This window comes from Streptomyces sp. MI02-7b, from assembly GCF_033793585.1.
Classification (GTDB): domain Bacteria; phylum Actinomycetota; class Actinomycetes; order Streptomycetales; family Streptomycetaceae; genus Actinacidiphila.
The window spans coordinates 1-24,971 of the sequence record NZ_JARAWX010000052.1 but is presented as its reverse complement, the minus strand read 5'-3'; the positions used below and the strand labels follow the sequence as shown (position 1 = coordinate 24,971).

Sequence of the window (24,971 nt, the reverse complement as noted above, 5' to 3'; positions counted from 1 at the left end):
CAAACCCACGACACCGTCCTGGCCGCCGAGCTCACCGCATAGCCTCAAAGAAGAGATCACCGAGTGGCCGTCGATACACCACTCCAGCGGACGTGACCGAGACGCCGATGTCACGGAAAGTGTCGCGACTGATCAACCGTCGCGCACGCAACAACGCCCTAAAGTGCAAGCCGGCGACCCGTGCCGGAGTACTCGTACCCGGCTGGGGCTATCAGGGAAAGACCGAAACCGCCTGCGAGGTGCTCGCGGCGTTCGAGCAGGACTGGCTCATGCTCCATGGTTACCGCAATCCCAACACGGTCGAGGGTACTCGCGATATCCATGCACCCGTTGCCTACATCCAGACCCCCGTGACGGCGAAGCCCAAGAGCACATGCCAGGCCATCCTGGATTTCTTCGGCGCCGACACAAAGAGACTGACACTGCCTGAACTGATCCGGCAGGTCTCCAGCTCGCTTCACGACCATGGCGTGAAGGTACTCGTCCTCGACGACATCACCCGGCTGCGCATGCATCGCGCAGACGACCAAGACACCCTGGATCTGATCCGGGCGTTGATGAGCATGAATGTGACCCTCATCTTGATCGGGGTTGACATCCCAGGCTCCGGTCTACTCCGCGAGGGAAAATGGGACGGCCGCTCCCGTCAGTGGGTACTACCTCCTTCCCAGCGCGCGCGTGTCCACGGTCTTGAGGCCACTCAAACCGAGCGTCGATTCGACATGGTCGAGCTGGACCGATTTCGATATACCACCACGGACCAGATCGTCGCGTTCCATGACCACCTCACAGGCTTGGAGAACAATCTCCGCTTGCTCAATGCACGTACTGGAATGCTCACTTCGGGCACCATGCCCGAGTACTTGATGCGCCGCACGGACGGCGTGGTCGGGCTGCTGGAGCGGCTCATCGAGGACGGTGCACAGGAAGCGATGGACTCCGGGCGGGAACTTCTTGATGAGGATCTACTGGATGAAGTGATCCTCAGTTTGGACGATCCTGGACGCGACGCTGCGGCCGGCGAGGTCCCCACCATCCCCGGTTCACCGGGCGGAACCACCACGGACCGCCCGCGTAAGTCGCGGGGCAAGGCACCCCGCAACACCGTTTTCGATGACCACGGACCCGAAAGCGCCCAGCTCGGGAGCTGATCATGGACTCATTCGCCGCTCTGCCTCGCAGCTTGGCTCCTCTACTTGATGAGGGGCTCGCGGGCTACCTTCTGCGGCTAGGACACCGCCTCGACCAACCCCCTGGCCGCATCCTGCAACGCACGGGGGCGGCAGGGACGGATCACCTCTGGACCACGACCTCCGCACGGCTTCTGGTCGCTCTGCCTGCGTCAGGGCTGGCCGCTTTGGCTCGCTCGGCCCGACTCACAGAGCCAGAAGCCGCCGGTCTTACTCTGCGCCCACTCGCTTCGCACTACCCCTCCGTCAACGAGTCCCTCACCTCTCGGGCGACCGGAGGACGAACCATGATCGACAACTGGATCTACTCCAACTTCACGCGCTTCTGTCCGCAGTGTCTCGCTGGTGATGGCTCAAGGATCCAGGCTCTACATGGTGGACCCTGGAAGCACATTTGGCGTCTCCCCGTCATCTTCTGCTGCTTGGTGCATCAAGTGTTCCTGCGGCAGGAGTGCCCACGGTGCAGACTCCCCGCTCACCACTTCGTCAGAAGCAGCTCAAGCCGAATTTTGCCCCAGCTCGCTCGTGGTGGTCTCCACCCTTCACAGTGCCGAAACAAGGACGCTGACGGCGCGGAGGAAGGATACGAAGGAAAGCCGACACTCTGCGGTGCCCGCCTTGACGCGGTCGGGCATCCACTCCGGAAAACTGGCTACCCGGAACCAGAAGACCTCACACTGCAGGCGCAATTGCTGGAACTGCTCGCCGCATCCGACGCCGTTCATGCTTCCCAAACGTTCGGTGATCTTCGAGTCCTAGCGGCAGTGGTCTGCGCAACGTGGCCGCGTGCCTCAGGGTTCGCCCGCAACTCAAATCAGTCGGACGTTCTCGATGAATATGTTCGTCAAAAGCGGGAGAGACTTACTGTCCCGAGGTCCGTAGGCGAGGGGAACCGTTCGTGGGACAAGCCCCCGATTACGGCGCCGGTAACCGCGGCTTTGCTGTCCATCGCCCAAAGCCTGCTCCGTTTGGACGACAAGGATCTACGCAGCGCTCTCCGCTCAATCCTTGAGCAGGGGCCGCAACCCGACAAGTCAATCTGGGGACAGACGTGGAAACGACTGCAAGCCACATGCTCCCCCAGGCTCAAGCGAGAGCTCGAGCCAACGGTTCTCGTCCAGTACACATCGCGAACCCTCGCAGGCGGCCCGACCGCGCCGTCACGGTTCGGCGGCTACCGGCCTGAACATGTCCCCCAGCACCTCCCCGACAGCTGGTACCGCGAACTGCTCGACGTCACTCTGCGCAACTATCACCGCCTGCGCGTCCTCCGACGCACTGCGGCCGTTCGGCTCGTTCAGCTTCCCTCTGGTCTCACCATGGCCAGCGCAGCCCAGTACCTGGGCATCCCGGACGGTTGGTTGCGCTATGACCACACCACTCACCGTGGCGGATCGCCTCACCTAGCGAAGGACCCATTCGCGTTTGACGATGCCGTTGAGTCCATCGCTCGCATCCTCGATGAACTCCCAGATCCGGTCGACTACCACCACCGTCGAGCCCAGCTCACGGACTGGACGCTCAGCCAAGCCGCCTGGGAAGAAATCCACACCCAGCTTCCCGTACCCCGAAGTCGTAGGCACGTCCCGCAGCTCAATGCATGCAAGCGCCAGTGCGCATCCACCCTCATCTGGACCACAGTCACCCAAAGCGAACGGTGTCTCGCGCCCGTGATCCCTGACACCCAGCAGAACACCGACTTTCACGAGGTTTGGCGGAACCGAGGGGGACCGCTCTATCACCAATTCACCCAAGCCCGTGGTCCGTACTACGCGACCCTGCGAGCCCTTCTCAACGAATACGCCAGTGATCTCACCCTCAAGATCGATCGACTTCCGAGACGCCACAGCCGGCAGGGCATCGGCGGCAGTTGAGCAAGCGCGGGCAGGGCAGCGACGTCACCCGGGTCGGCAGCGCCGAGCCTTACGTCGGGCGCTGGCCCCGGCAGACGGTTGGGCTGCGTCTTATCCGTACAGCGCATCGTCGTGCCAACACACCTCGGCCGCGCCGAGGTCTTCGGCCCCGAGTCCGAGCGATGGCTTCGCCGAAAGGGCAGCCTTGTCAGTGTCCACAGTGTTTAAGCCGCCGGGTTCGGGGACCGTGGCAGCGTGATCGGTGGCCGCGATGCACGCGTGACATGCATCCGTGAGGCGCCAGATACGGCCGCCCGCACCGCGCGTGAGGAGCAGGGCAATGGGGCCATTGCAGCCGCGATGACGCGGGTGCCAGCGGCAACCATGCTCTCCGCATCGGCAGGTCCGCAGATGAGTGGGGAGTGGTTCAGTGCGAGCGTGTAGGGCCAAGTGATTCACAACGACGGTGCGCGTGCCGGTGGGCCCGGGGGTGACCGAGATGCAGCCGCATCGAGGCTTTTCGGTCGACGCCAGTTGTCGCCATGCGATACCGCGCCACTCCGCGGGCGCAGCGAACGATCAAGGGCCGCAGCCAGCGACACCGGGGCCATGTCGGTACCGATGCCGTCGGCTCCTGAGGCCGCGCAGCGTAGCGAGGTCGGCTGCACGTCAACCGAACTGCCGGAGGTCTGCGCTCGGCAGCGTGATATCCCCGCATTTACAACTTTCTCGGCACATTGCCGGTACCACGACAGGAGAATCGACCGTGCTTGATGGATTCGAAGACGGCTACGCCGAGGTGAACGGAACCCGCCTGCACTACGTCATCGGCGGGGAAGGGGAGCCGCTCGTCCTCATGGAGGGTTGGCCCCGCACCACGCACGCCCTTAGGGGGATCATGGCCCCCTTGGCCCGGCACTTCCGGGTCATCGCCGTCGATTACCGCGGTATGGGCGAATCGGACAAGCCCGCCGGCGGCTATGACAAGAAGAACATGGCGAAGGACGTCTACGAACTCGTTCGCAGCCTGGGATACGAGCAGATCAACATTGCCGGCGGAGATATGGGCTCAACCGTCGCCTACAGCTTCGCCGCGAACTACCCGGAGGCGACCAAGAAGCTCGCGGTGTGGGAGGGGGCGACATTCACATCGGACCACCTCGCCATCACCGCCTTCCCTCAGCCGGGTGGATGGAACGCCTGGTGGTACTCGCTGAGCCACGTCGAGGACCTGCCCGCGAAGCTCCTCGCGGGGCGGTTCCGGCACGTGATCGACTGGGCAATCGACCATTTCGCGGTCCACCCTGAGAAGATCAGCGAGGAGGACCGCGCCATTTACGCGGCGGCGTACGACGACCCGGAAGCGGTGAGGGCGTCCTTCGCCACGTACGCCGCGATCCATCAGGATCTAGCCGACGGTGAAACCTACCCGAAGCTGACCATGCCCGTCCTCGGGCTGGGCGGCCCGCTTGTCATCGGCGCCATCGAGGGGGCAGTGCGGGCCAGGGCCACCGACACCCGCTTCGTCACCATCGAGGACACTGGCCACTACCTGGCCGAGGAGCAGCCGGAGGCACTCGCCGCCGAGCTGCAGAAGTTCTTCGCCTGACAACCGGTTTTGTCCTCGCGGTGCTCCCGGGCACCGCGAGGACGACTCGACAGTGAGCTGATGTTGGCCTGCGCAGTCGGCGGATCGAGACCCTCAACGACTTTTGGGACACGGTGAGCGAGCCGGGCTGGCGGCCTCCGGCGCGGCCTCGCCGCAGGCGATGGCCGCTATGGTCTGCGGGCCGCGGAATGACTCCACGGTGGGGAAGAGTAGGCACGATCCGCAAGGACGACCGCAGGGCGGGTTCTTGGCCTGCCGAGACCGTCCAGCCCACGTCGTCATCGACGTCGGCCGCTGCAAGGACCGCCGCGAGGGCCCGTGCCCACATGCCGTCCATGGCCGATCTGACCAGGCGTTTGTGCGCGCTCCGAAAGGGTCCGCGCCATTCTGGGAGCTCCCGCCGGGGTGAGCAGGTGCGGTACTTCTACGCGATGGCTTCTAGGGTCCGGCGGCGGTCGGCCCGCTGTTGGCCACGGACCGGGTCGGCCGGCATCAGCGGCTCGATCCGGTCCCACATCGCATCAGTGATCACCAACCGGACAGACACATCCGATCAGCTGATCACCCATCAAAGAGAGACGCCCAAGCTAGGCGCCTCCCGGGATCCGTCTCGGCCACCACGATCGCCGGGAGCCATGACCCGTCGTCGCCTGCACGGCAACGTCGCGGCGTCCCGAGAGTTCACGCCGTGGCAGGGCGCGGAGCAGTAAAGGTGGCGAAGGCTTGATCGACGAGGGTTACGAGGGGGAGGCGTGCTTCGGCGCTCATCCAATACTCTGCCGCGATGCCCAGGCAGTGCAGGGCGGCTGCCGCGCGCACGTGTGAAGCCAGGAGCGTCGAGTTCCCTGGGGATGTGCGTGCGGCAAGGATCTCCGCCAGGGCGGGGCGCCAGTTGGCCTGCTTCTCGCACAGGCGACTGGCCAGGGCAGGCGTGGTCTGAGTGAGGCGAAGCAGCACGAGACTGTCGGCGGGGTTGCGGGAGAAGTACTCGATGGCGGGATCGACGGCCCGTCGCAGCGACGTCCACTCCTCTTCGTCGGCGGGCCGCGAACGCAATTCTTCGGACATCAGATCGCCCAAGGGGTCCAGGACGCTGAGGACGACGTCCTCCTTGGTCCCGAAGTAGCGCAGAAAGGTGCTGCGGGACACGCTGGCCGCCGCAGCCAGATCGTCGAAGGTGGCCTCCTCGAAGCCGCGGCTGCAGAACAAGCCGATCGCCACCTCGGCCAGCTCGAGGCGAACAGCGTTGCGCGCGATGTCCCGTGTCGTGTTCACGTGACGATTTTAGCCCGCGGCAGCCACTCACTTGCAAGCATGCCATTCAATAGCTATCTTGCAACTCAGTATCAGTTTTGGTGATCTTGGAAGCCGGCGGCTGTCACCGGGTGACACCCGTCGTCGGAACCAACCTGCGGGAGGACCTCATGTCTGCGACCCTCGGAATCATTGGCAGTGGCAACGTCGGCGGCACTGTCGCGCGCCTGGCAGTGGCGGCCGGCTGGAATGTCGTGATCAGCAACTCCCGCGGCCCCGAAACCCTCGGCGAGGTCGTCGCACGACTCGGCAAGCGGGCGCGCGCCGCCACTCCGGCCGAGGCGGCGCAGGGCAGTGACCTGGTCGTGGTGACCGTCCCGCTCCTCGCCTACAGCCGACTCCCGCGTGAAGCGCTGGCGGGCCGGACCGTGATCGACACCATGAACTACTACCCGGAGCGTGACGGGCGGATCGCACAGCTGGACTCCCGGGAAATGACGTCCAGCGAATTCTTCCAACGCCATCTGCCGGGCGCCCGGGTGGTCAAGGCGTTCAACAACATCGTCTGCACACAGCTGGGCTCTCTGGCCCGGCCAGCCGGCGCTTCGGACCGAAGCGCACTGCCCGTCTCTGGAGACGACAACCCCGCGAAGGCGGAGGTGACGAACCTGCTGGACGCGTTGGGCTACGACGCGACGGACATCGGCACCCTGGCGGAGAGCTGGCGCTACGAGCCCAGGTCGTCGCTCTACTGCGCCCCGTACTTGGGGACCATCCCGGACGGGTTGGCGCGACAGGAGATCGCCCAGTGGGCCTGGGAGACGCCTGGCGTGCCCGTGCCCGCGCAGACGATCAAGGAACTGGCCGACGCATCCGTTCGCGGAACCCTCGTCGGCGGCGAATTCTAGGTGCGGACGCCGACAGCACCATCCGCAGCGAATCGCCGGCTCCGCCACCTGACTGGACACAAAACAACGCCCTACCAGGCCCTGTTGCGGTGCGGCGAGTAGAGGCCGGCGCGGTGGCGGCTGCCGTGTTTGCCGCACCGGGTCGCGATCGCCCGGAACTGCTTGACGGATGAAGCAGCGCTCTACGAACGCTGTGTCCTTCGTGCGCGTCGGCGTCGAAGGCCGGTGGGCCGCCTCCGCGGGAGCCGTTCCGGAGCCGGTTGGCGACCTGGTCGGCGCGTTCAGGGATCGTCACGGCGATGCCGTGCCGTCGGCACCAAGCCGGGCCCAAGCGGCGTCATGGAAGAGCCACTATTCGGCGATGCGCCAGGCCCACCTCGAGTCACTGGTGTCTTCGGCGGGCGTCACCCACAAACAGGCAACCACAGATGCACAGGCAAAACCAATGTCCACATCTGCAACTAAGTATCAATTAGGGCATCAAGATTCAGTATGGCAAGCGAGTGGCCGTTGTGAAGTACAATGGTGGGATGGATACAACGCGGGCAAAGACACGGGATATCGCGCGCAATGCCGTTCGTAGCGAGCTGGCCCAAGTGGCGTTCCGCCTGTTCCACCGCGAATCCTTTGAGAAGGTGACCTTCGACGACCTGGCCGCGGCGGCCGGGGTGTCCCGCAGCACCTTCCTCCGCTACTTCGGCAGCAAGGAGGAGGTCGTCCTCAGCGGCTTTGATCCCCTCGGCGACCAAATGGCCGACGCCCTGCGGACCCGGCCCGCCGACGAGGACAGCTGGACATCGCTACGGCGGGCTGTCGATCCCGCCATCAAGTACTTCGACAAGAATCCCGCCGACACACTCGCGCTGCTGCGCCTGGTACAGAACACACCCGCGCTCGTTGCCCGCCTCCGAGAGAAGCAGCTCGGCTGGCGCCCCGCCCTGGCAGAAGTACTCGTCGAGCGTTCCGCCTCCGAGGGCATGTCCCCCCTGGCAGCGCACGTGCGTGTTGCGGCAGCTATGGAGTGCGTGACGGTCGCGTTGGAGCAATGGGTCGACGTCGACACACGAGTCGCGCTCGACACCCTCACCGACGACGCCTTCGCAGCACTTACCTCCGCGTGACACTGTGAAGTGACCGCTTCCCAGCAAGCCGCGTGACGCCGGCGTCGCCTCCGCGATGGTCAACACCTTGCAGCACGTCGGCCGCGCCATCGGCACCGCGCCACTCAACACCGTCGCGGCCAGCGCCACCACGGTGTTGGTCGCCTCCCACGCCACCGAGGCCCGCACACTCGGCAAGCAGGGTTCCGTCAACTCCGCTACCGTGCAAGGCAATTCGACCGCGCTCTGGTGGGCGGTCGGCACCCTGGCCCTGTCGACGGCGATCACATTCACCCACCACCGGCAACGGCGGCGTCGCCGCCGCCGTTGCCGGGGACGGCACGGAAGACATCGCCGTCCCTGTCATCGCACACTGACCATGCCGCCCCGAGCGGTGTCTGAATATCCCCGCGTCCCGCAGAAGGCGGGGACCTCGACCAGGGTGGTCAGGAAACGACACGACCGAGCGGCCGGTCTCAGAAGCCGTCGATGACGCAGCGCTGCGCGCCGAGGCCGCCCTCGGCCGACAGCCTTGGTCCTTGGCGTGGGTGCCGGCGCTTCCACGGCGCCGGAGGACCGGGACGTGGCGTATCTCTGCGAGAGCGGCGTTTTGTTGTCGCGCCGGTCAGCAGCAATGGGCCGGTTCGCCGTCGGCTCGGGCGGCGTCTCCATCGTCGAACAGATACTTCTTCGCCCAGGAGCGCAGTTCCTGAAGGGCCGGACGGAGTGCTTCGCCGGCCTGGGTAAGTCGGTAGCTCACGCGTCGCGGGGGACCCGGGTCGACCTCGCGGACGAGCAAGCCCGCCTCTCCGAGCTCGGTGAGCCGGTCGGAGAGCATGCGTTCGCTGATGCCGGGGATCGAACGGCGCAACGCAGCGAAGTGTGCAGTTTGCTGCATGAGTGCCGCCATGATCAGCCCGTTCCATCGTTTTCCGAGTAGCTCGAAGCTGCGCATCAGGCCCAGGCTGACAGCCGCGTGCTGAGGCGCTGTGTGCTCCGTGTGTCCCACGACGTATGCCTTCCTGCAAGCTGTTGCCGGACTACGAGAGCGCGCGGGCCGTCGCATGTCGGACGCGCTCAGCTCGCTGCAGGGCGAGTAGATGGTGTTGCGCTTTCCGGTGACCAGGCCGGGCGTGATCGGTCGCCCGCGGATTGCAGTCGCCGGCCTGGATTGACCGATGTCCTCGGGTCCGGCGGCGCGGGGGCTTCCGGCCGCCGGACCCGGGGTCGCGCCGCATCCTCGTCCCCACGGGATGAGCGCGATCGGGGCCGTCTCCGCTCATGCGGCCCCGGTCCGGGTGACCACTCGCGGAGTGGCCCTTGTGGGACGTTGGGATGTTGCTGTGCGCCGGGCCAAGGCCATCGGGAAGTAGGCCAAGACCGATGGGTCGCCATGGCACTCGCGGGGGTGGCTGCTGCGTGCGGCCGGATCCGTCGCGAGCATGCTCGCGTCAGCGACGGGGCCGTTGGCGCCAGACTGCTACTACTCGCTGATCTGTTCAATGCGATCGATGTCCCAGCGAGTCTGATAGCTGCCGCGGCGGTCGGTGCGGCGGTAGGTGTAGGCGCCGAAGTGGTCGCGCTGGGCCTGGAGCAGGCCGAGGACGGATGTACGGACAGACTCGGCTACGGCGGGACTCCGGTGCCATGGGCCGTCTCTTTGGCCCCGGAGCCCCGCGCGCTGGGATTGCTGCTCCTGGGCTAGATGCTGGCTCCGCCGTCGACGGTCAATCGCGCGCCCGTGATGAACGCGGCGTTCTCGCTCGCGAGGAAGACGACCGCCTTGGCGATGTCGTCGGTCGTACCGAAGCGGCCGAGGGGCGTCATTGCCACCTGGGCTGCGGCAAACGGGCCGTCCGCAGGATTCATGTCGGTGTCGGTCGCTCCGGGCTGAATGACGTTGACGGTGATGCCGCGCGGGCCGAAGTCACGCGCCCACCCGCGCCCCAGCTGGTCGATCGCGGCCTTGCTGGCCGCGTACTCCGCAGCGCCAGGAACAGCGATCCGGTGGGCGACGATGCTTCCCAGCAAGATGACCCGCCCGCCGTCGGACAGGTAGCGAGCCGCGGTATGCGTCGTGGCAATGGTTCCCATGATATTGGTGGCCATCATCTGCTGGATTCCTTCGAGGTCGTCCAGCTGGCCGGCTCCGCCGGTGACGGCGATTCCGGCGGAGTTCACCAGGACGTCAATTCGTCCGCCGAACTGCTCGGCGGCCCGGTGGACGGCGGCCGCCGCTTCCTGGGGAGCGGACTGGTCCGCCTGCAGAGCAAATGCCTTCACCCCCAGGGAAACCAGTTCGGCGACGACGTCTTCGGCCTGCTCACGCGACTTTCGGTAAGTGATGGCAACACTTGCCCCCTCGCGCGCCAGGCCACGGGCGATCTCGGCACCGATACCGCGCGACCCTCCGGTCACGAGTGCGGTCCGTCCTGTCAATGCCTTGGGCATGACGATATCTCCTTATGCAATTCAAATGGCTTGCGCGTACTCATTGGAGGCTAAAGATTGACGCTAGGGTCAAGGTCAAGTTTGACCGCTGTGACGTCCGTCACCGTGCGTGTCCGCGCTCATGAGGCGGAGATACTCCCTGATGGCGGTGCGGTTGCGGGACAGCACCTCGATGCGGCGGTCTATGCTGCGGATGTGCTCCCGCAGCGCGGCAAACTCTTCGCGGCTCAGGGCATCGCAAGTGACCTGAGTATTGCAATCCTGGTGTCCGAGCCAGGGCAGCACGGTGCGCAGAAGACGCGACGGAAGTCCTGACTCAATGAGCTCACGTATCTGCACTACCAGCTCCACGGCCGCATCCTCATACAGCCGGTAGCTGTTGCTTCCACGCCTCGGAGTGAGCAGCCCTTGCTGTTCGTAATAGCGGAGCATGCGTGGCGTAACTCCTGCTTTTTCGGCAAGTTCGCCGATCGTCATCACGGTGATTGTCTCTCAGATGCGCTGTGCTGGCGGCATGGGAAAAAGCGTGGCCTGCGCGAACTCAGGATTCCATTTCGGGCTGCCCTGGCCCTTCGCCGGCAGCTCTGCAGCACGAACGCCGAAATGTCGTCAGCATCACCGTCCAGTCAGGTGCCTCCCGGCTGGCCTCCGCAGTGCTGAGCGAGACACCTCCACGGCGCTCGGCCATCACAGCGCCTGTCCGAGTGCGACTAAGCGGCAGCCACCCGCTGAGGTCAGGGTCACCGGAATCCATGAGACGGTGTGACCCGTCTCGACTAGGTGGCAAGCGGTTTCCACTCCAGGACACTTGACGTCTTCCGTTATGAGCGTGGGGGTCATGCTCACTACGCCACGAAGTGGAAATCTTCACCGAGGGCCGACAGCGCGACGAGGTGGATGCCGGCCGTTCGGGCTCCGCTGAGCCAGTAGCCGGTGGTCAGTGCGCGACGACCGGCACCACGAGCTGGTCCTGCGCGTCCTCGCCGTCACCGGAAGACACCGAGGCAGAGTCCGGACGGTTGGCATTGACGAAAGCGAAGGCGATCAGTGAGGCGAGCGCCAGGATGCCGACGGCAAACCAGATCGCCGAGGTGTAGCCGTGCACCATGCCCTGGAGCTGGACCAGTTGCGCCTGCGGTTTTGAGGTTGCGTTGGCAGCGTGGTCCTTGACGAAGGATGTTGTTGCGGAAGCGGCGATCGTGTTCAGCAGGGCTGTACCGATCGCGCCGCCGACCTGTTGCGAGGTGTTGACCATTGCGGAGGCGACGCCGGCGTCTTGAGGCTGGATGCCTTGTGTGGCGAGAGACATGGCGGGCATGAACGCTGTACCAATGCCGAGGCCGAGCAAGACTGTCGCAGGCAGCAGTAGAGCGGCGTATGTCGATCCGATCTCCAACTGGGTGAGCAGCAGCATGCCGATGCCGGCGACCAGGAAGCCGGGGCCCATGAGCAGACGGGGCCGGACGCGGGTCATCAGGCGGGCGCCGATTTGGGTCGAACCCGTGATCATGCCAGCCACCATGGGGATGAACGCAAAGCCTGTCTTGATCGGGGTGTAGCCCTTCACAACCTGCAGGTAGTAGGTCAGGAAGAGGGACAGGCCGAACAGGCCGATGACAGCGAGGCCGAGCGAGATGTAGACGGCACCCCGGTTGCGGTCAGTGACGACGCGCAGTGGCAGCAGTGGCGCCCTGACCTTGGACTCGATCAGCGTGAAAGCGCTCAGCAACACGAGGGCCGCCATAAACATCGAGATGGTGCCAGCGTCGCCCCAGCCGGCGGACTCGGCGCGGGTGAAGCCGTAGACGAGGGAGACCAGGCCAAGGGCAGAAAGGACGACACCAGGTATGTCCAGAGAGGAGCGGTTACTGCCGCCCTCGGGCTCACGGATGACGAAGTAGGCACCGGCGCAGGCGACGACGGCAAAGGGGACGTTGACGAAGAACGTCCAGCGCCAGTCCAGGTACTCCGTGAGGAAACCGCCGAGGAGCAGGCCGACCGCGCTGCCGCCACCGGAGATGGCCCCGAAGATACCGAACGCCTTGGCGCGCTCCTTGGTGTCGGTGAACATCACTGAGAGCAGGGAGAGCGCCGCGGGGGCGAGCAGGGCGCCGAAGACGCCCTGCAGAGCACGAGCGCCGAACATCATCGGGCCCGAGGTAGCCGCCCCGCCAAGCACGGAGGCGAGGGCGAAGCCGATCAGGCCGAACACGAAGGCGCGCTTGCGACCCCACAGGTCGGCGATGCGGCCGCCAAAGAGGAGCAGGCCGCCGAAGGCAAGAGCGTAGGCCGTGATGACCCACTGCCGGTTGCCGTCCGATATCCCCAGGTCGCCCTGGGCTGAGGGCAGCGCGATGTTCACGATCGTGGCGTCGAGGATGACCATCAGCTGGGCGAGCGCGATGAAGATCAGCGCCTTCCAGCGGTTGGCGTCACTGCCGCTCTGCGCGGCGGCTCGAGGAGCCTTGGTAACTGCATGTGACATGGGGTATCCACTTCGGGACTTTGTTGCGGAAAGAAGCTGCTGGAGCTGGAAGGGGCGGGTGTGCACCGGCGTGAGCATTCGGCGCAGGTGCGGGCGGCGAAGGGCCGAGAGCTCGGTGGCGCGCAGCATCCCCCGGGAACGCGGTTGGATGTCTGGGAAGGGGGACCGTGGCGCAGCCCCCGACTCATTGGCCTGTGGTCAGAGGTGCCGCAGATCCTCCAGAGCGACGGTCGCGCCTGGCAGGACGGACTGCGCGGGGGTTCGCAGACCGTCCAGGAACATCTGCAGATGGCGGTGCATGAAACGGTCGATGCCGAGACACTGCGTCCCGGCCGGCGGGCGGCTCAGCTGGGCGATCGCGATCATGAGGTCACCTACGCCGACATCTGGCCGTAGCTGTCCGGCCGCCCGGGCACGGTCCATGACCTCGGAGACAAGCAGCTCAACCTGCTGCGCCAGCGCTTCCAGACCAGAATGGTGCTGGTCGAATTTTCTGGCGATCATCGGACACAGCGCGCTGATCCGTTCTGCGGCAACGGTGTGCACGAAGCGTTCCAGAGCGGTGAACGGGTCACTGTTCTGCTCGAGTGCGATCTGGGCAGCTTTGATCGTGCGGTCCATGACGGAGTAGATGAGCTGGCGCACGAGCGCGTCACGGTCGGAGAAGTTTCGGTACAGGGTGGCATTGCCGACGCCGGCCCGACGGGCGATCTCGTCCAGCGGCACGTCGGGGCCGTACTCGACGAACATCTCCCGGGCCGCGGTGACGATCCGCTCTCGATTACGCAGCGCGTCGGCACGCAGCCGGGGCGTCTTGCGGGCAGCGACTGGGGTCTGCACGGCACACTCCTGGTTGGCTGAATGCGGACGCTGTTGCTGGAGACACGCGGCGATCCGACGAACGGCTCCCCGTTTGCTGAGCCTCGCGGTGACCATCTCGGTGGGATTCCGGCCCCGCAGGATCAGTCGCCGCCCATGTCGGACTGCCGCGTCCCTCGTCATGCCGCCCGCCAGGAGCCACCTGCCGGCGACGCGACCTCGTCTCCTTCGCCGGCCTGCTGACGCTGCCCAGTCAGCTGGTCCAGCAGCCCCAGGACCAGGCGCGTCTTGGAGACGTACCTGGCTCCAGCGGGCAGTGTCATCCCGGGCGTCCCTAGGGTTGGAACGGCTGTCAGGCGAAGAATTTGTGGAGTTCGGCAGCGAGGGTTTCGGGCTGCTCCTCTGCCATGTAGTGGCCGGTGTCCTGGACTGTGATGAAGCGGGTGTCGATAGCGAGTTCCTTCACCGCTCCCTCGATGGCGCCGATGACGAGCGGGCCGCCGAGTGCCAGGACAGGCATGGTGAGCTTGGAGTAGGTCTCGTTGTCGGCGATGTCCTGGTGGATCGCGCCGTACCAGGCGAAGCTGGCCCTGATCGCGTCGGGGTCGTCGTAGGCCGCCGCGTAGATGGCCCGGTCCTGCTCGCTGATCTTCTCGGGGTGGACCGCGAAGTGGTCGATGGCCCAGTCGATGATGTGCCGGAACCGTCCGGCGAGGAGCTTGGCAGGCAGCTCGTCGACGTGGGTCAGCGAGTACCACCAGGTGTTCCATCCGCCCGGCTGGGGGAATGCGGGGATGCCGAGGTGGGCCGATGTGAAGGTCGCGCCTTCCCAGACGGCCAGCTTCTTGGTGGCCTCGGGGTGGTTGGCGGCGAAACTGTAGGCGACCGTGGAGCCCATGTCTCCGCCGGCTATGTTGACCTGCTCGTATCCCAGGCTGCGGACCAGTTCGTAGACGTCCTTGGCCATGTTCTTCTTGTCGTAGCCGTCGGCGGGCTTGTCCGATTCGCCCATGCCCCGGATGTCGACGGCGATGACGCGGAAGTGCTGGGCCAGCGGGGCCATGACCCCGCGAAGAGCGTGGGTCGTGCGGGGCCATCCCTCCATGAGGACGAGAGGTTCGCCTTCACCGCCTATGACGTAGTGCAGACGGGTTCCGTTGACCTCGGCGTAGCCGTGTTCGAATCCTTCGAGCATGGTTGGTTCTCCTGTTGTGATCCCGGCAACGTGCCGGAGGTTTAAGGAAGTGCACGACGCGGCTCTGCTGTCGACGTGACTGCCTGGGCGGTCTGTCGCACCGGCGACGACGTGCTGCCCCCCGGATTCCTCGCCGCGTCCGCGACGTGGCTTGACCTGGAACCCTGAGCGACACCAGCAGCCTAACTTGACGCTGAGTGTCAGCATAGCCATTGCGAATCGAACCTGCAAACAAGGTTTGAATTTCAGTTAGGATGCTGAAGGCGAGACTCACTCGCACTTGATCACACGAGTCCCAGGAAGAGGCACCATGCCCACCGAAGAGCACGTGCGCGCAGCCCTGCAGAGGTATCTGGACGCGCTCAACAACCACGACGTCGTCAGCGCTGTCGCCTTGTTCGCGGACGGCGCCACGCTGGAGGACCCTGTTGGCACCGGCGTCGCCGATGCCGCCGAGCGCCTGCCCAAGATGTTCGACCAGGTGCCTGCAGGGTCGACGTTCACCTTGGACACCCCGATCCGTACGTCGCACGGCTCCGCGGCGGCAATGGCCTTCACCGTCAGGGCCGTTGTCGACGGCGCACCCGTCGAGGTCCGGTCGATAGATGTCATGGAGTTCGACGAGTCCGGGCTGATCACTCACATGAACGCCTACAACGGCCCGTCCGACGTCGTCTTCGGCCAGTAGGCCCTAACCCAGCCAGACCTACGTCCCGAAGGGCCGTACTCCCACTCGGTGGCCCGGGGGCGAGATGCGGCCCTTCGCCGTTGTCATACGGCAGCGGACCAGACGGCGATGACAACCTCGGTGAGACTGCCCTGCTGGGCTTCGCCGGCGCGGTCCACCGTCGCGCCCGGCACCAGGGCACGCAGCGCCCACGAGCCCGGAACCGAGAAGTATGCGACAGGACCCCAACCCGAAGGAGAGAACACCGTCTGCGGAGCGAAGGCAGGCGGCCCTGGCCTGACACGCCGACCGAGACGATCATTCAGGGTTCCGTGACCCACGACTGCGAGCCCGTGGCCGACTGCTGGCCTATTTGGAGGCGCCGAGCTCGCTCGGCACGCCGACGAGGGAGCCGTACTCGGTCCAGGAACCGTCGTAGTTCCCGACGAATCCCTGCTCGACTTCCAACGCAAACGCAGTCTTCAGCCCACGCACCGTCGCCATGTCGGCCATGGCGGCAGGGCTGGCCGGCACCGTCCTGGCAGTACCGCACCGCGCCACCTCCAGTGACGGCCCCGGCACCGGCGATGGCCTCTTCGGAGCCATCGCGGCCATGCCGTTGGGACTGATCGCCATCGTCCTCGGCCGCCGGGCGCTGACCCGCTCCCGCCGCACCGTACCGACCGGCTGACCGCAGCGGCGAGGCGCTGCCGGACACGGTCAGCCGCACGTCGCGAGACCGCGTTTGACTGCTCTCTGGCCCCACGCAAGCGCGCCCCAACGCGTAGGCACGGTACCCAATCGCAAGCCTAGAGATGGAACATGCATTCGAAGCCTGCTCCGCCAACTATCTGTCGTCGGAACCGCCAGCTAGAAGTCGCCACACAGCCCCGACCACTGCTGATGGATGTCAGATCCGCCAACTATCGTTCGTAGTCACAACGCCCGTTCCGCGCACCGTGCCCGGAGTCCGCTGCGGGCAGGCGGCATCGACCCGACCGCCGCGCAAACGCGACGCAACGATGCGGGGCCGGCGCGGGGCCGACGACGCCGGGCGCGGCGTCCGGAAGCGGCATGCGGCCATGGGTGCGGGTCCGTTGACAGGGCGACGGGGGCGCCGCAGACTCGGTGGCCGAAAGCTCGATGAACGATGGTTCACTGTGCGAACAGCGCCGTTCGCCGCAGGACAAGGGGCTGCCATGACCATCACGCGGGAACTGCTGATCGGCGGCAAGGACGTGCCGGCCGCCTCCGGGCGCACGGCCGAGGACGTCGACCCGTACACCGGCGAGGTCTGGGCGACGGTCGCCGCCGGGGGCCCCGAGGACATCACGCGGGCGGTGGACGCGGCGCACGGCGCGTTCCCGCAGTGGGCGGCGCTGAGCCCGGTGGAGCGGCGCAGGATCTTCCTCACCGCCGCCGACCTGCTGGAAGGCCGTACCGAGCAGGTCGCCGAGATCATGGCCCACGAGGCGGGCGCGACCCGGCCCTGGGCGTACTTCAACGTCGGACTGGCCGCCGGCATCCTGCGCGAGGCCGCCGCGGCGGCCACCGCCCCGCGCGGCGAGGTGCTCAGCGCGCAGGACGAGGGCGTGCTCGGGCTCGCGGTGCGCGAGCCGCTCGGCGTCGTCGCCGCCTTCGCCCCGTGGAACGCGCCGCTCATCCTGGGCGTCCGCGCGGTCGCGGCACCGCTCGCGGCGGGCAACACCGTCGTCGTCAAGCCCAGCGAGGACGCGCCGGTGGCGTGCGGGCTGTTCGTCGCGGACCTGCTGCGCGAGGCGGGGCTGCCGGACGGGGTGCTGAACGTCGTCACCAACGCCCCCGAGGACGCGGCCGAGGTCGCCGAGGCGCTCATCGCCGACCCCCGGGTCCGCGCCGTCAACTTCACCGGCTCCACCGAGGTCGGCCGGATCGTCGGCACGCTCGCGGCCCGCCACCTCAAGCCCGCCGTCCTGGAGCTCGGCGGCAAGAACTCGGTGATCGTCCTGGAGGACGCGGACGTGGACCACGCGGTCGACGCCGCCGCCTTCGGGGTCTTCCTGAACGCCGGGCAGATCTGCATGTCCGCCGACCGCCTCCTGGTCCACGAAAGCCTCGTCGAGGAGTTCACCGCCAAGTTCACCGCGAAGGTCGCCTCGCTGCCCGCCGGCGACCCCTCCCACCCGCACACCGTCGTCGGCCCGCTGGTCAGCGCCGATGCGGCACGCCGGGTCGCCGCCCTGATCAAGGACGCCGTCGGCAAGGGCGCCACACTCCTGACCGGCGGCGGCGAACCGGACGGCGCGGTCCACCCGGCGACGGTGCTCTCCGGGGTCCCCGGCGACGCGGAGCTCTACCGCGCCGAGGCCTTCGGGCCGCTCGTCACCATCGCCGGCTTCGCGGACGACGACACCGCCGTGGCCCTGGCCAACGACACCGAGCACGGGCTGACCGCGGGCGTCATCACCGAGAACGCCACGCACGGCCTGGCCGTCGCCCGCCGGCTGCGCACCGGCATCGTCCACGTCAACGACCAGACGGTGGCCGACGAGCCGCAGGCGCCCTTCGGCGGCTTTGCGGCCAGCGGCTACGGCCGGTTCGGCGGCCGCTGGGGCATCGAGGCCTTCTCCAACACCCGTTGGCTGACGGTGGCCACGCAGCAGCCCCGGTACCCCTTCTGAGGCGTCCCGCGCAGCGGGTGCGGACCCGGCCGCCGACCCTAGACTGGAGGAGCCAAGCCGTGGACCGCCGAGTTCCCAGGAGGTCAACCGATGCACGCGAACAAGGGTGACCACGTCAGGCAGCACGGACGTGTCGTCGGACAGCACGACAAGGTGGCCGAGATCGTCGAGGTCATGGGCAAGAGCGGGGAGCCGCCGTACCGGGTGCGGTTCGAGGACGGGCACGAGTGCATCCTGTCGCCCGGACCGGACTCGACGGTCGAGCACGAACACGGCGTGACCCGCACCCCCCAGCCGTAGCGCGCGGCAGCAGCCCCACCGCGTCCCGGACCGCGGCCGCCCCCGCGCGGCCGCGGATCCTTCAGCGTGCCCGGACCCGGGTGGGGTAGTGGTCCTGGACGACGCGGCTCATCGCGCCGATGGGATCGGTGACGACCTCCTTGGCGGAGAAGAAGATGTTGCCGCCGACCTCGGGGTGGTCCGCGGCCAGCGTCAGGTGCCGCGACAGCTCCTCCGGGTCCTGCCAGGCCTGGGCCTCGCCGGCGGCCCCGGCCCGGTACAGGGCCTCGCCGATGTAGAGGTCCGTCCCGGTGCCGGCCACGACGTCGGACCACCAGGGGACCAGCGTCGCGTAGTCGGCGATCTCGAAGCCGATGTTCCAGTACACCTGGGGCGCGATGTAGTCGATCCAGCCCTTGCGCACCCATCCGCGGGTGTCGGCGTACAGGTCGTCGTACGTCTGCACGCCGCCGCGGGTGGCGGAGCCGCGCGGGTCGGTGGTGCTGTTGCGCCAGACCGCGAAGGGGCTGATGCCGAACCGCGCCGAGGGCCGCAGCCGCTTGATGCGCGCCGCGGTCTCGCTCACCAGCAGGTCGGTGTTGTGGCGCCGCCAGGCGGCCCGGTCGGAGAAGCCGTCGCCGTACCGCTCGAAGGCGTCGTCGTCGGCGAACGCCTTCCCCGCCACGGGATACGGGTAGAAGTAGTCGTCCCAGTGGACGCCGTCGACCGGGTAGCGGCGCACCGCGTCCAGCATCGCGTCCTGGACGAAGGCGCGGACCTCGGGCAGACCAGGGTTGTAGTAGAGCTTCCCGGCGTACGGGACGGCCCAGCCGCGGTTGCGCACGGCGGGGTGCTGGGGCGACAGCCGGGACAGGTCTGCGTGGTTGGCGATCCGGTAGGGGTTGAACCAGGCGTGCAGTTCCAGCCCCCGCGCGTGCGCCTCCTCCGCGGCGGTGCCCAGCGGGTCCCACCCCGGGTCGCGGCCCTGGACGCCGGTCAGGTACTCCGACCACGGCTCGTACGGGGACGGCCAGAACGCGTCGGCGGTGGGCCGGACCTGCATGACCACGGCGTTCAGCCGGCGGTCCACGGCCGTGTCGAGGTAGTCCAGCAGTTCGCCGCGCTGCTCGTCGGGCGAGCCGCCGCGGGCCGACGGCCAGTCGCGGCCGCCGACCGTGGCGAGCCACATGCCGCGGAACTGCGGCAGCGCGGCGCCGCCCGCCGGGACCGCGGCACCGGTCGCGGCGGCACCCGATGCGTCCGCCGACGTCAGCGCCACGGAGAGGGCGCCGGCCGCACCGGCGGCGAAGGCCCTGCGTGAGAGGTGAGCCATCCGATCCCCCTGATGATCCGTCACTTCGGCCGATCATGCGGCGAACCGGCCGCCGCGGGCAACCCGTGCCGGGCCCCGGCGTGTCACCGCGCGGCCCCGGGCTGCGCCTCCGGTGCGGCCTGACGTGCGGCCTGACGTGCGGCCCGACGTGCGGCCCGACGTGCGGCCCGACGTGCGGCCTGACGGCACCTTCGCACCGGCGGCCTGCGGTCGTCCACCCGGGTGTACTGTCGATCGGGCTGGTCCGGTCCGTACAACGGCCCGGGTCTTCGTCTCGCGATCAGGGAGAGGCTGGGCGTTGAACGACGACATCCGTTTTGTCGGTGTGGTGGGCTGTGGCCAGATGGGTGCGGGCATCGCCGAGGTGTGCGCCCGGGCGGGACTGTACGTCCGGGTGGCCGAGACCACCGGCGAGGCCCTGGAACTGGGCCGCACGCGCCTGACGACGTCGCTCGCCAAGGCCGCCGAGCGCGGCAAGATCACCGAGGAGGAGCGCGACGCGGCGCTGGAGCGCCTCAGCTTCACCACCGACCTCGGCGACTTCGCGGACCGTGACCTGGTCATCGAGGCCGTCGTGGAGAACGAGCAGGTCAAGACGGAGATCTTCCAGGTCCTCGACCAGGTGGTGACCCGCCGGGACGCCATCCTGGCCTCGAACACCTCCTCCATCCCGCTGGTGAAGCTCGCCGTCGCCACCTCGCGTCCCGAGCAGGTGCTCGGCATCCACTTCTTCAACCCCGCGCCGGTGCAGAAGCTCGTCGAGCTGATCCCCGCGCTGACCACCGACGGCCAGACGCTGGTGCGCGCCGAGAAGCTGGTCACCGACGTGCTCGGCAAGCACCCCATCCGCGCCCAGGACCGGGCGGGCTTCGTGGTCAACGCCCTGCTCATCCCGTACCTGCTGTCGTCGATCCGGATGTTCGAGTCCGGCATCGCCAGCCGTGAGGACATCGACAACGGCATGGAGATGGGCTGCGCCCACCCGATGGGCCCGCTCAAGCTCTCCGACCTGATCGGCCTGGACACCGTGGCCTCGGTCGCCGACTCGATGTACCACGAGTTCAAGGAGCCGCTGTACGCCGCTCCCCCGCTGCTCCAGCGCATGGTCGACGCGGGCCGCCTGGGCCGCAAGAGCGGCCACGGCTTCTACGACTACACGTAACCCGCGGCCCGGGTCGCCGCCGGGCGGCTCCCGCCGAACCGGGCCAGTTCGGCGCGGGCCCTGGCCTCCATCGGGGCCGCGCCCACGGCCGAGCTGATCTCCAGGGCCTCCGTCAGCGCCCCGCGCGCGGCGGCGGCCCGGCGCGGGCGGCGTTCGGCGGCGCCCAGCACGATGAGGGTGCGGGCGAGGTCGAGCGGCAGTGACCGCCCGCGCAGTCGCGCGACGGCGGACTGGATACGGGCGGTGCCCCGTTTGTGATGGCCGAGAGCGATGTCGCGCAGTCCCTCCGCGCGTTCCAGGGCCGCGACCACGCTCACCGGCGGACGGGCCCCGGCGCGGCGGCGGGCGGCGCGCAGCACCTCGGCGGCGGCGTCGGTGTCACCGAGGATGGCGGTCGCCTCCGCGAGGTCGCCGTACCAGCGCAGCAGCACCGGGTCGCAGATCCCCATCGTCTCCCCCAGCCGCCGCACCTGCCGGAGGGTGTCGACGGCCGCGGCGGTGTTCTCCCGTCCCCCCGCGAGCAGTTGGGCCCGGCCGCGCACGCCCAGAGCCCGCAGCAGGAACAGCTGGTCGCCGTCGGTCGTGCAGGCGCGCACCGTACGGTCGGCGAGCTCCAGTGCGCGGTCCAGCCGGCCGCCCGCGGTCTCCGCGAGCGTGGCGGCGTAGAGCACCGGCGGGGAGTCGCTGCCCGCGCGGACCGGAAGGACGGCGCAGCGGGCCACGTTGTCCAGGGCCTCGCGGCAGCGCCCGGACCTGACCTGGATGCGGACCAGGGCGACCAGGGTGGCGGCGGTCTCCTCCACGGAGGCGTACTCGCCCGGCCGGTCGAGCAGCCCGGCCATCTCGCGTTCCGCCTCGTCGATGCGGTCGGCGTCGGCGGCCAGCAGCGCCCGCGTGCGCACGAGCTCCCGGGCACCCGGCTCGTCGGCGGGGCCGAGCAGCGCCATCGCCTCGCCGAGCGCGGACTCGGCGGCGGCGGCCTCGCCGTGCAGGGCGTGCAGCCGGGCGAGCAGGGCCAGGGCGGCCACCCGGGTGTCGGCGGTGACGCCGCCCACGGCCGGGCCGGTCGCCGGCGCCGGGTAGGCGGCGCGCCGCGCGTGCGCGGCGGCCTGGGCGGGACGGCCTCCGATCAGATGCCGCACCGCGGCCCAGTGGTGCAGCCGGGCCTCCAGTTCGGGGTGCCCCTCGGCCTCGACCAGGCCGTCCGAGATCAGCCGGCCGGTGCCGCCGAGGGCCTGCCCGGCGTTGCCGAGCATGATCAGCCGGGCGCGGACGCGCTGCGGGGCGGAGGCGGCCTCGGCCAGTACGGTCTCCGCGGAGCGGTCGGCGTCCGCGCGCAGCCCCGCGTCACTGGCGTACTCGGCCGCGGCCAGCAGTCGTTCGGCGCGCTCGGCGGGGCGGTCGGCGGGGGTGCGGCGGGCGGCCAGCGCGGCCAGTTCGGCGGCGGTGGCGGGGGCACCGCGGCGGCGGGCGGACCCGGCGGCGGCGGTGAGCGTGGCGGCGGTGGTCTCGTCGGCGTGCGGATGGGCGAGCGCCAGGTGGCGGGCGTGCTCGACGGGCTCGGGGACCGCACGGGCGAGCAGCTTGTGGGCCGCGCGTCGGCCGTGTTCCGGGGCGTCGGCATAGACCGCCGCGCGGATCAGCGGGTGGTGGAAGCGGATCGTCTGCTCGGCGTCGGCCACGGCGACGCCGAGCGCCTCGGCGGTGGCCAGGTCGCCCGCCGGGTCCGGGATGCCGGCGGCGGCCAGCAGCGGCAGCGTGGGGCGCGCCGCGGCGGAGGCGACCAGCAGCGTCTGCCGGGCGGAGGCGGGCAGCAGCCGTACCCGGTCCAGGAGCAGGTCGCGGAGCCGGGGCGGTACGGGCAGGGTGTCGCCCGCCTCGACGGGCATGCCGTCGCGCAGGGCGGCGCGGCCGAGCTCGATCGCGTACAGGGGATTGCCCGCGGCGGTCTCCTGGATCGCGCGCAGCGCGTGCTCGGGGAGCTGCCGGCCGGTGCGTTGCAGCAGGAGGTCGGCCACCTCGCCGTCGGCGAGCGGCGGCACGGGCACGGTGGTGGTGCCCGGCGGGCAGCAGCGCAGTCCGAGCGGCTCCTCCCCGTCCATGACCCGCTCGGCGGCCAGGAAGCGTACCGGCGCCTTGTCGTACAGGCGCCGCAGGGCGACCGAGAGGACCTCGGCGCTCGGCATGTCGAGCCACTGCAGGTCGTCGACGACGATGAGGACCGGACCGGCCGCGGACAACGCCCGCAGCAGGTCGACGGCCGCGTCGCGCACGGCCAGCCGGCTCTGCGGGGAGACCGGCTCACGCCCGCGCAGCAGGGCGGCGCGCAGGGCGGCGCGGGGGCCTTCGGACAGCCCGTCCACATAGGCGTCCGGTACGCGGGCGAAGAGGTCCATCAGCGCCACGAAGGGCAGCTTGGCGTCCTCCTCGACGGGGGCGCAGCGCAGTACGGAGCCGCCCGCGGACAACTCCCCGTCCTGCTCCGTCAAGGCGTCCAGCAGCGCGGACTTGCCGATGCCCGCGGATCCGTGGAACAGGACGCCCGGACCGGCGCTCAGCTGTGTCCGGGCATGGTCGAGGATCTCCCGACGCCCGATCAGGGACGGCATATGCACATGACAACGTTGATGCAACTACCTTGTCAATGGCGCGCGTCAGCCCGGTACGGAGGCGTCCGTCACGCCACCCCGTCCGGATCCGGGAGCAGTACGACGCGGTGGGCGTTGGCCTCGGCGGCGACCGTCGCGTCGCACGCGGCGACCACGGTGATGCCCGCCGCGGCGACCCGGCGCAGCTCGCTCCAGGCGCCGTCGCTGATGACGGTGGTCGTCACGGCGGGACCCCGGTGCCAGGGCGCGTCGTTGAGCGCGTGCTGGAGCGCGGAGCGCTGCGGGCCGGGCGGGCCGACGACGGCGATGAGTTCTCCCGCGGGCGCGGACAGCGCGACGTCGGTGGCGGTCGGTGGTGCCATGCCTGCCCCTCTGCTCGGTTCTCCTCGGGTGACGCTCCTCGTGCGACAACGGCGCACGAGGCGGGCAATGAGCGTTTCGCTCACGGATCGACCAAGGTGTACCAAGGATGAGCATGATCAGACGCGCGGCACTCCGGAACGCCGGGTCACGGTCCGGGCGCCGGACGCCTGTACGGGCACGCGCGGGGCGTCCCGGTGCAGGACGAGCAGGGCCATGTCGTCGGTGGGACGGCCGCGGGTGTGCCGCATGTAGGCGGCGCGCACGGCGTCCACCAGGGCCCGCGCGCACAGCGTGTGCCCTGCCGCGGCACGTGCGGCCCCCTCCAGCGCGGCCGTCAGCGGGAAGAACGCGCCGTCCGCGTCCCGGGCGTCCGCCACGCCGTCGGTGTGCAGGAACAGCGCCTGGCCGGGCCGCAGTTGACCGCAGCGCACGGGCTTCGCCCCGGCGGCCGCGTCCACCAGGCCCAGGGGCGGCAGGGGCTCCCCCGCCTCCAGCGGAACCGCCACGACCCTGCCGGGGCGGTCCGTGGACAGCCGGTACGGTCCGGGATGGCCGCAGTTCAGGACGTCCACCTGGCCGTCCTCGTCGAGCTGGAGCAGCATCAGGGTGACGAACTCCTCGGCGGCGAACGGGCGTTCCCGCACGTGCCGGGCGAGCGCCCGGTCCATCCGCGCCAGCAGCCCGCCGAGTTCCGGCTCGTCGTACGCGGCCTCGCGGAAGGTGCCGAGCAGCGCCGCGACCGTACCGACGGCCTCCAGGCCGTGACCGCGTACGTCGCCGATGACCGCGCGCACCCCGTAGGGCGTGGCCAGCACCTCGTACAGGTCGCCGCCGACGTCGGCGCCCCGGCTGGCCGACACATGATCGGCGGCGACGGTGAGGCCGCTCACCCGCGGCGGGAGCGGGCGCAGCAGCACCCGCTGGGTGGCCACGGCGACCTCGCGGGCGCGGCTCAGTTCGGCGGCCAGCCTGCTCCTGCGGTCGGCCAGCCAGAAGCAGGCCGCCAGCACGGCGACCACCGCCACCGCGGCGCC

The 24,971-nt window shown here is 68.8% G+C and carries 25 protein-coding genes and 3 pseudogenes; 11 read left to right on the top strand and 17 right to left on the bottom strand.

Going from position 1 to position 24,971, the window contains the following annotated elements:
• The first annotated feature begins 92 nt into the window (after positions 1-92).
• Both PV364_RS40315 and PV364_RS41490 read left to right on the top strand, forming a co-directional pair.
• Positions 93-1,151 (top strand): AAA family ATPase, encoded by a 1,059-nt coding sequence (locus tag PV364_RS40315; RefSeq protein WP_319665922.1) that lies wholly within the window; start codon positions 93-95, stop codon positions 1,149-1,151.
• 2 nt (positions 1,152-1,153) lie between these two features.
• Positions 1,154-1,621, top strand: a pseudogene (locus PV364_RS41490) (TniQ family protein); the annotation flags it as partial.
• 111 nt (positions 1,622-1,732) lie between these two features.
• On the opposite strand, the gene PV364_RS40310 reads toward PV364_RS41490, so the two are convergent.
• Positions 1,733-1,915, bottom strand: coding sequence for a hypothetical protein (locus PV364_RS40310; protein ID WP_319665921.1), 183 nt, complete (start codon positions 1,913-1,915; stop codon positions 1,733-1,735).
• A 243-nt stretch (positions 1,916-2,158) separates the two neighbouring features.
• Here PV364_RS40310 and PV364_RS40305 point away from each other — a divergent pair, with 243 nt between their 5' ends.
• Entirely contained in the window at positions 2,159-3,064 is a 906-nt protein-coding gene (locus PV364_RS40305) for a hypothetical protein (RefSeq protein ID WP_319665920.1), read from the top strand.
• A 745-nt stretch (positions 3,065-3,809) separates the two neighbouring features.
• Positions 3,810-4,652: an alpha/beta hydrolase gene (locus tag PV364_RS40300; RefSeq protein WP_319665919.1), complete on the top strand. Its 843-nt coding sequence runs from the start codon at positions 3,810-3,812 to the stop codon at positions 4,650-4,652.
• Between the two features lie 67 nt (positions 4,653-4,719).
• On the opposite strand, the pseudogene PV364_RS40295 reads toward PV364_RS40300, so the two are convergent.
• Together PV364_RS40295 and PV364_RS40290 are read right to left on the bottom strand one after the other, a co-directional pair.
• Positions 4,720-5,199 (bottom strand): annotated as a pseudogene (locus PV364_RS40295) (transposase); the annotation flags it as partial.
• A gap of 134 nt (positions 5,200-5,333) precedes the next feature.
• Positions 5,334-5,927 (bottom strand): TetR family transcriptional regulator, encoded by a 594-nt coding sequence (locus PV364_RS40290; protein ID WP_319665918.1) that lies wholly within the window; start codon positions 5,925-5,927, stop codon positions 5,334-5,336.
• 149 nt (positions 5,928-6,076) lie between these two features.
• Here PV364_RS40290 and PV364_RS40285 point away from each other — a divergent pair, with 149 nt between their 5' ends.
• On the top strand, positions 6,077-6,814 hold the full coding sequence (locus PV364_RS40285) for an NADPH-dependent F420 reductase (protein ID WP_319665923.1): 738 nt from the start codon (positions 6,077-6,079) through the stop codon (positions 6,812-6,814).
• Positions 6,815-6,885: 71 nt separating this feature from the next.
• Here PV364_RS40285 and PV364_RS40280 read toward each other — a convergent pair.
• Positions 6,886-7,127, bottom strand: a pseudogene (locus PV364_RS40280) (IS5/IS1182 family transposase); the annotation flags it as partial.
• Positions 7,128-7,344: 217 nt separating this feature from the next.
• On the opposite strand from PV364_RS40280, the gene PV364_RS40275 reads away from it, so the two are divergent.
• Positions 7,345-7,935, top strand: coding sequence for a TetR/AcrR family transcriptional regulator (locus PV364_RS40275; RefSeq protein ID WP_319665917.1), 591 nt, complete (start codon positions 7,345-7,347; stop codon positions 7,933-7,935).
• 604 nt (positions 7,936-8,539) lie between these two features.
• On the opposite strand, the gene PV364_RS40270 is transcribed toward PV364_RS40275, so the two are convergent.
• The 8 genes from PV364_RS40270 to PV364_RS40240 all read right to left on the bottom strand — a co-directional run bounded on the left by PV364_RS40270 (position 8,540) and on the right by PV364_RS40240 (position 14,864).
• Positions 8,540-8,869 carry a helix-turn-helix domain-containing protein gene (locus PV364_RS40270; RefSeq protein WP_319665916.1) on the bottom strand — a complete coding sequence of 110 codons (330 nt, stop codon included), beginning with the start codon at positions 8,867-8,869 and terminating at the stop codon, positions 8,540-8,542.
• A 528-nt stretch (positions 8,870-9,397) separates the two neighbouring features.
• Positions 9,398-9,511, bottom strand: a complete 114-nt coding sequence (locus tag PV364_RS41485) for a hypothetical protein (protein ID WP_415924674.1) — start codon at positions 9,509-9,511, stop codon at positions 9,398-9,400.
• 104 nt (positions 9,512-9,615) lie between these two features.
• Positions 9,616-10,365: an SDR family NAD(P)-dependent oxidoreductase gene (locus PV364_RS40265; RefSeq protein WP_319665915.1), complete on the bottom strand. Its 750-nt coding sequence runs from the start codon at positions 10,363-10,365 to the stop codon at positions 9,616-9,618.
• Between the two features lie 75 nt (positions 10,366-10,440).
• Positions 10,441-10,842, bottom strand: a complete 402-nt coding sequence (locus PV364_RS40260; RefSeq protein ID WP_319665914.1) for a MerR family transcriptional regulator — start codon at positions 10,840-10,842, stop codon at positions 10,441-10,443.
• Positions 10,843-11,302: 460 nt separating this feature from the next.
• Positions 11,303-12,850 carry an MFS transporter gene (locus tag PV364_RS40255; RefSeq protein WP_319665913.1) on the bottom strand — a complete coding sequence of 516 codons (1,548 nt, stop codon included), beginning with the start codon at positions 12,848-12,850 and terminating at the stop codon, positions 11,303-11,305.
• A gap of 198 nt (positions 12,851-13,048) precedes the next feature.
• Positions 13,049-13,690 carry a helix-turn-helix domain-containing protein gene (locus PV364_RS40250; RefSeq protein WP_319665912.1) on the bottom strand — a complete coding sequence of 214 codons (642 nt, stop codon included), beginning with the start codon at positions 13,688-13,690 and terminating at the stop codon, positions 13,049-13,051.
• A 158-nt stretch (positions 13,691-13,848) separates the two neighbouring features.
• Positions 13,849-13,992: a hypothetical protein gene (locus PV364_RS40245; protein ID WP_319665911.1), complete on the bottom strand. Its 144-nt coding sequence runs from the start codon at positions 13,990-13,992 to the stop codon at positions 13,849-13,851.
• A 29-nt stretch (positions 13,993-14,021) separates the two neighbouring features.
• Positions 14,022-14,864, bottom strand: a complete 843-nt coding sequence (locus PV364_RS40240; RefSeq protein ID WP_319665910.1) for an alpha/beta hydrolase — start codon at positions 14,862-14,864, stop codon at positions 14,022-14,024.
• 310 nt (positions 14,865-15,174) lie between these two features.
• Here PV364_RS40240 and PV364_RS40235 point away from each other — a divergent pair, with 310 nt between their 5' ends.
• Complete coding sequence (locus PV364_RS40235; protein ID WP_319665909.1) at positions 15,175-15,552, top strand: nuclear transport factor 2 family protein; 378 nt, start codon at positions 15,175-15,177, stop codon at positions 15,550-15,552.
• 83 nt (positions 15,553-15,635) lie between these two features.
• Here the strand turns inward: PV364_RS40235 and PV364_RS40230 are convergent, their stop codons facing one another.
• Positions 15,636-15,797 carry a DUF1416 domain-containing protein gene (locus PV364_RS40230; RefSeq protein ID WP_319665908.1) on the bottom strand — a complete coding sequence of 54 codons (162 nt, stop codon included), beginning with the start codon at positions 15,795-15,797 and terminating at the stop codon, positions 15,636-15,638.
• 245 nt (positions 15,798-16,042) lie between these two features.
• Here PV364_RS40230 and PV364_RS40225 point away from each other — a divergent pair, with 245 nt between their 5' ends.
• From PV364_RS40225 to PV364_RS40215, 3 genes are all read left to right on the top strand, one after another.
• Entirely contained in the window at positions 16,043-16,222 is a 180-nt protein-coding gene (locus tag PV364_RS40225) for a DUF6223 family protein (protein ID WP_415924673.1), read from the top strand.
• A 508-nt stretch (positions 16,223-16,730) separates the two neighbouring features.
• Complete coding sequence (locus PV364_RS40220; protein ID WP_319665907.1) at positions 16,731-18,191, top strand: aldehyde dehydrogenase family protein; 1,461 nt, start codon at positions 16,731-16,733, stop codon at positions 18,189-18,191.
• Between the two features lie 90 nt (positions 18,192-18,281).
• On the top strand, positions 18,282-18,491 hold the full coding sequence (locus tag PV364_RS40215) for a DUF1918 domain-containing protein (protein WP_319665906.1): 210 nt from the start codon (positions 18,282-18,284) through the stop codon (positions 18,489-18,491).
• Positions 18,492-18,552: 61 nt separating this feature from the next.
• On the opposite strand, the gene PV364_RS40210 is transcribed toward PV364_RS40215, so the two are convergent.
• Positions 18,553-19,803 carry a glycoside hydrolase family 10 protein gene (locus PV364_RS40210; protein ID WP_319665905.1) on the bottom strand — a complete coding sequence of 417 codons (1,251 nt, stop codon included), beginning with the start codon at positions 19,801-19,803 and terminating at the stop codon, positions 18,553-18,555.
• Positions 19,804-20,101: 298 nt separating this feature from the next.
• Between PV364_RS40210 and PV364_RS40205 the strand changes: the two genes are divergently transcribed.
• On the top strand, positions 20,102-20,965 hold the full coding sequence (locus tag PV364_RS40205; protein WP_319665904.1) for a 3-hydroxybutyryl-CoA dehydrogenase: 864 nt from the start codon (positions 20,102-20,104) through the stop codon (positions 20,963-20,965).
• On the opposite strand, the gene PV364_RS40200 is transcribed toward PV364_RS40205, so the two are convergent.
• From PV364_RS40200 to PV364_RS40190, 3 genes are all read right to left on the bottom strand, one after another.
• Positions 20,956-23,574, bottom strand: coding sequence for an AAA family ATPase (locus PV364_RS40200; RefSeq protein WP_319665903.1), 2,619 nt, complete (start codon positions 23,572-23,574; stop codon positions 20,956-20,958). The genes PV364_RS40205 and PV364_RS40200 overlap by 10 nt on opposite strands.
• Positions 23,575-23,642: 68 nt before the next feature.
• Complete coding sequence (locus tag PV364_RS40195; RefSeq protein ID WP_319665902.1) at positions 23,643-23,936, bottom strand: hypothetical protein; 294 nt, start codon at positions 23,934-23,936, stop codon at positions 23,643-23,645.
• 117 nt (positions 23,937-24,053) lie between these two features.
• The coding region (locus PV364_RS40190; protein ID WP_319665901.1) for a PP2C family protein-serine/threonine phosphatase at positions 24,054-24,971 on the bottom strand (918 nt) is incomplete at its 5' end.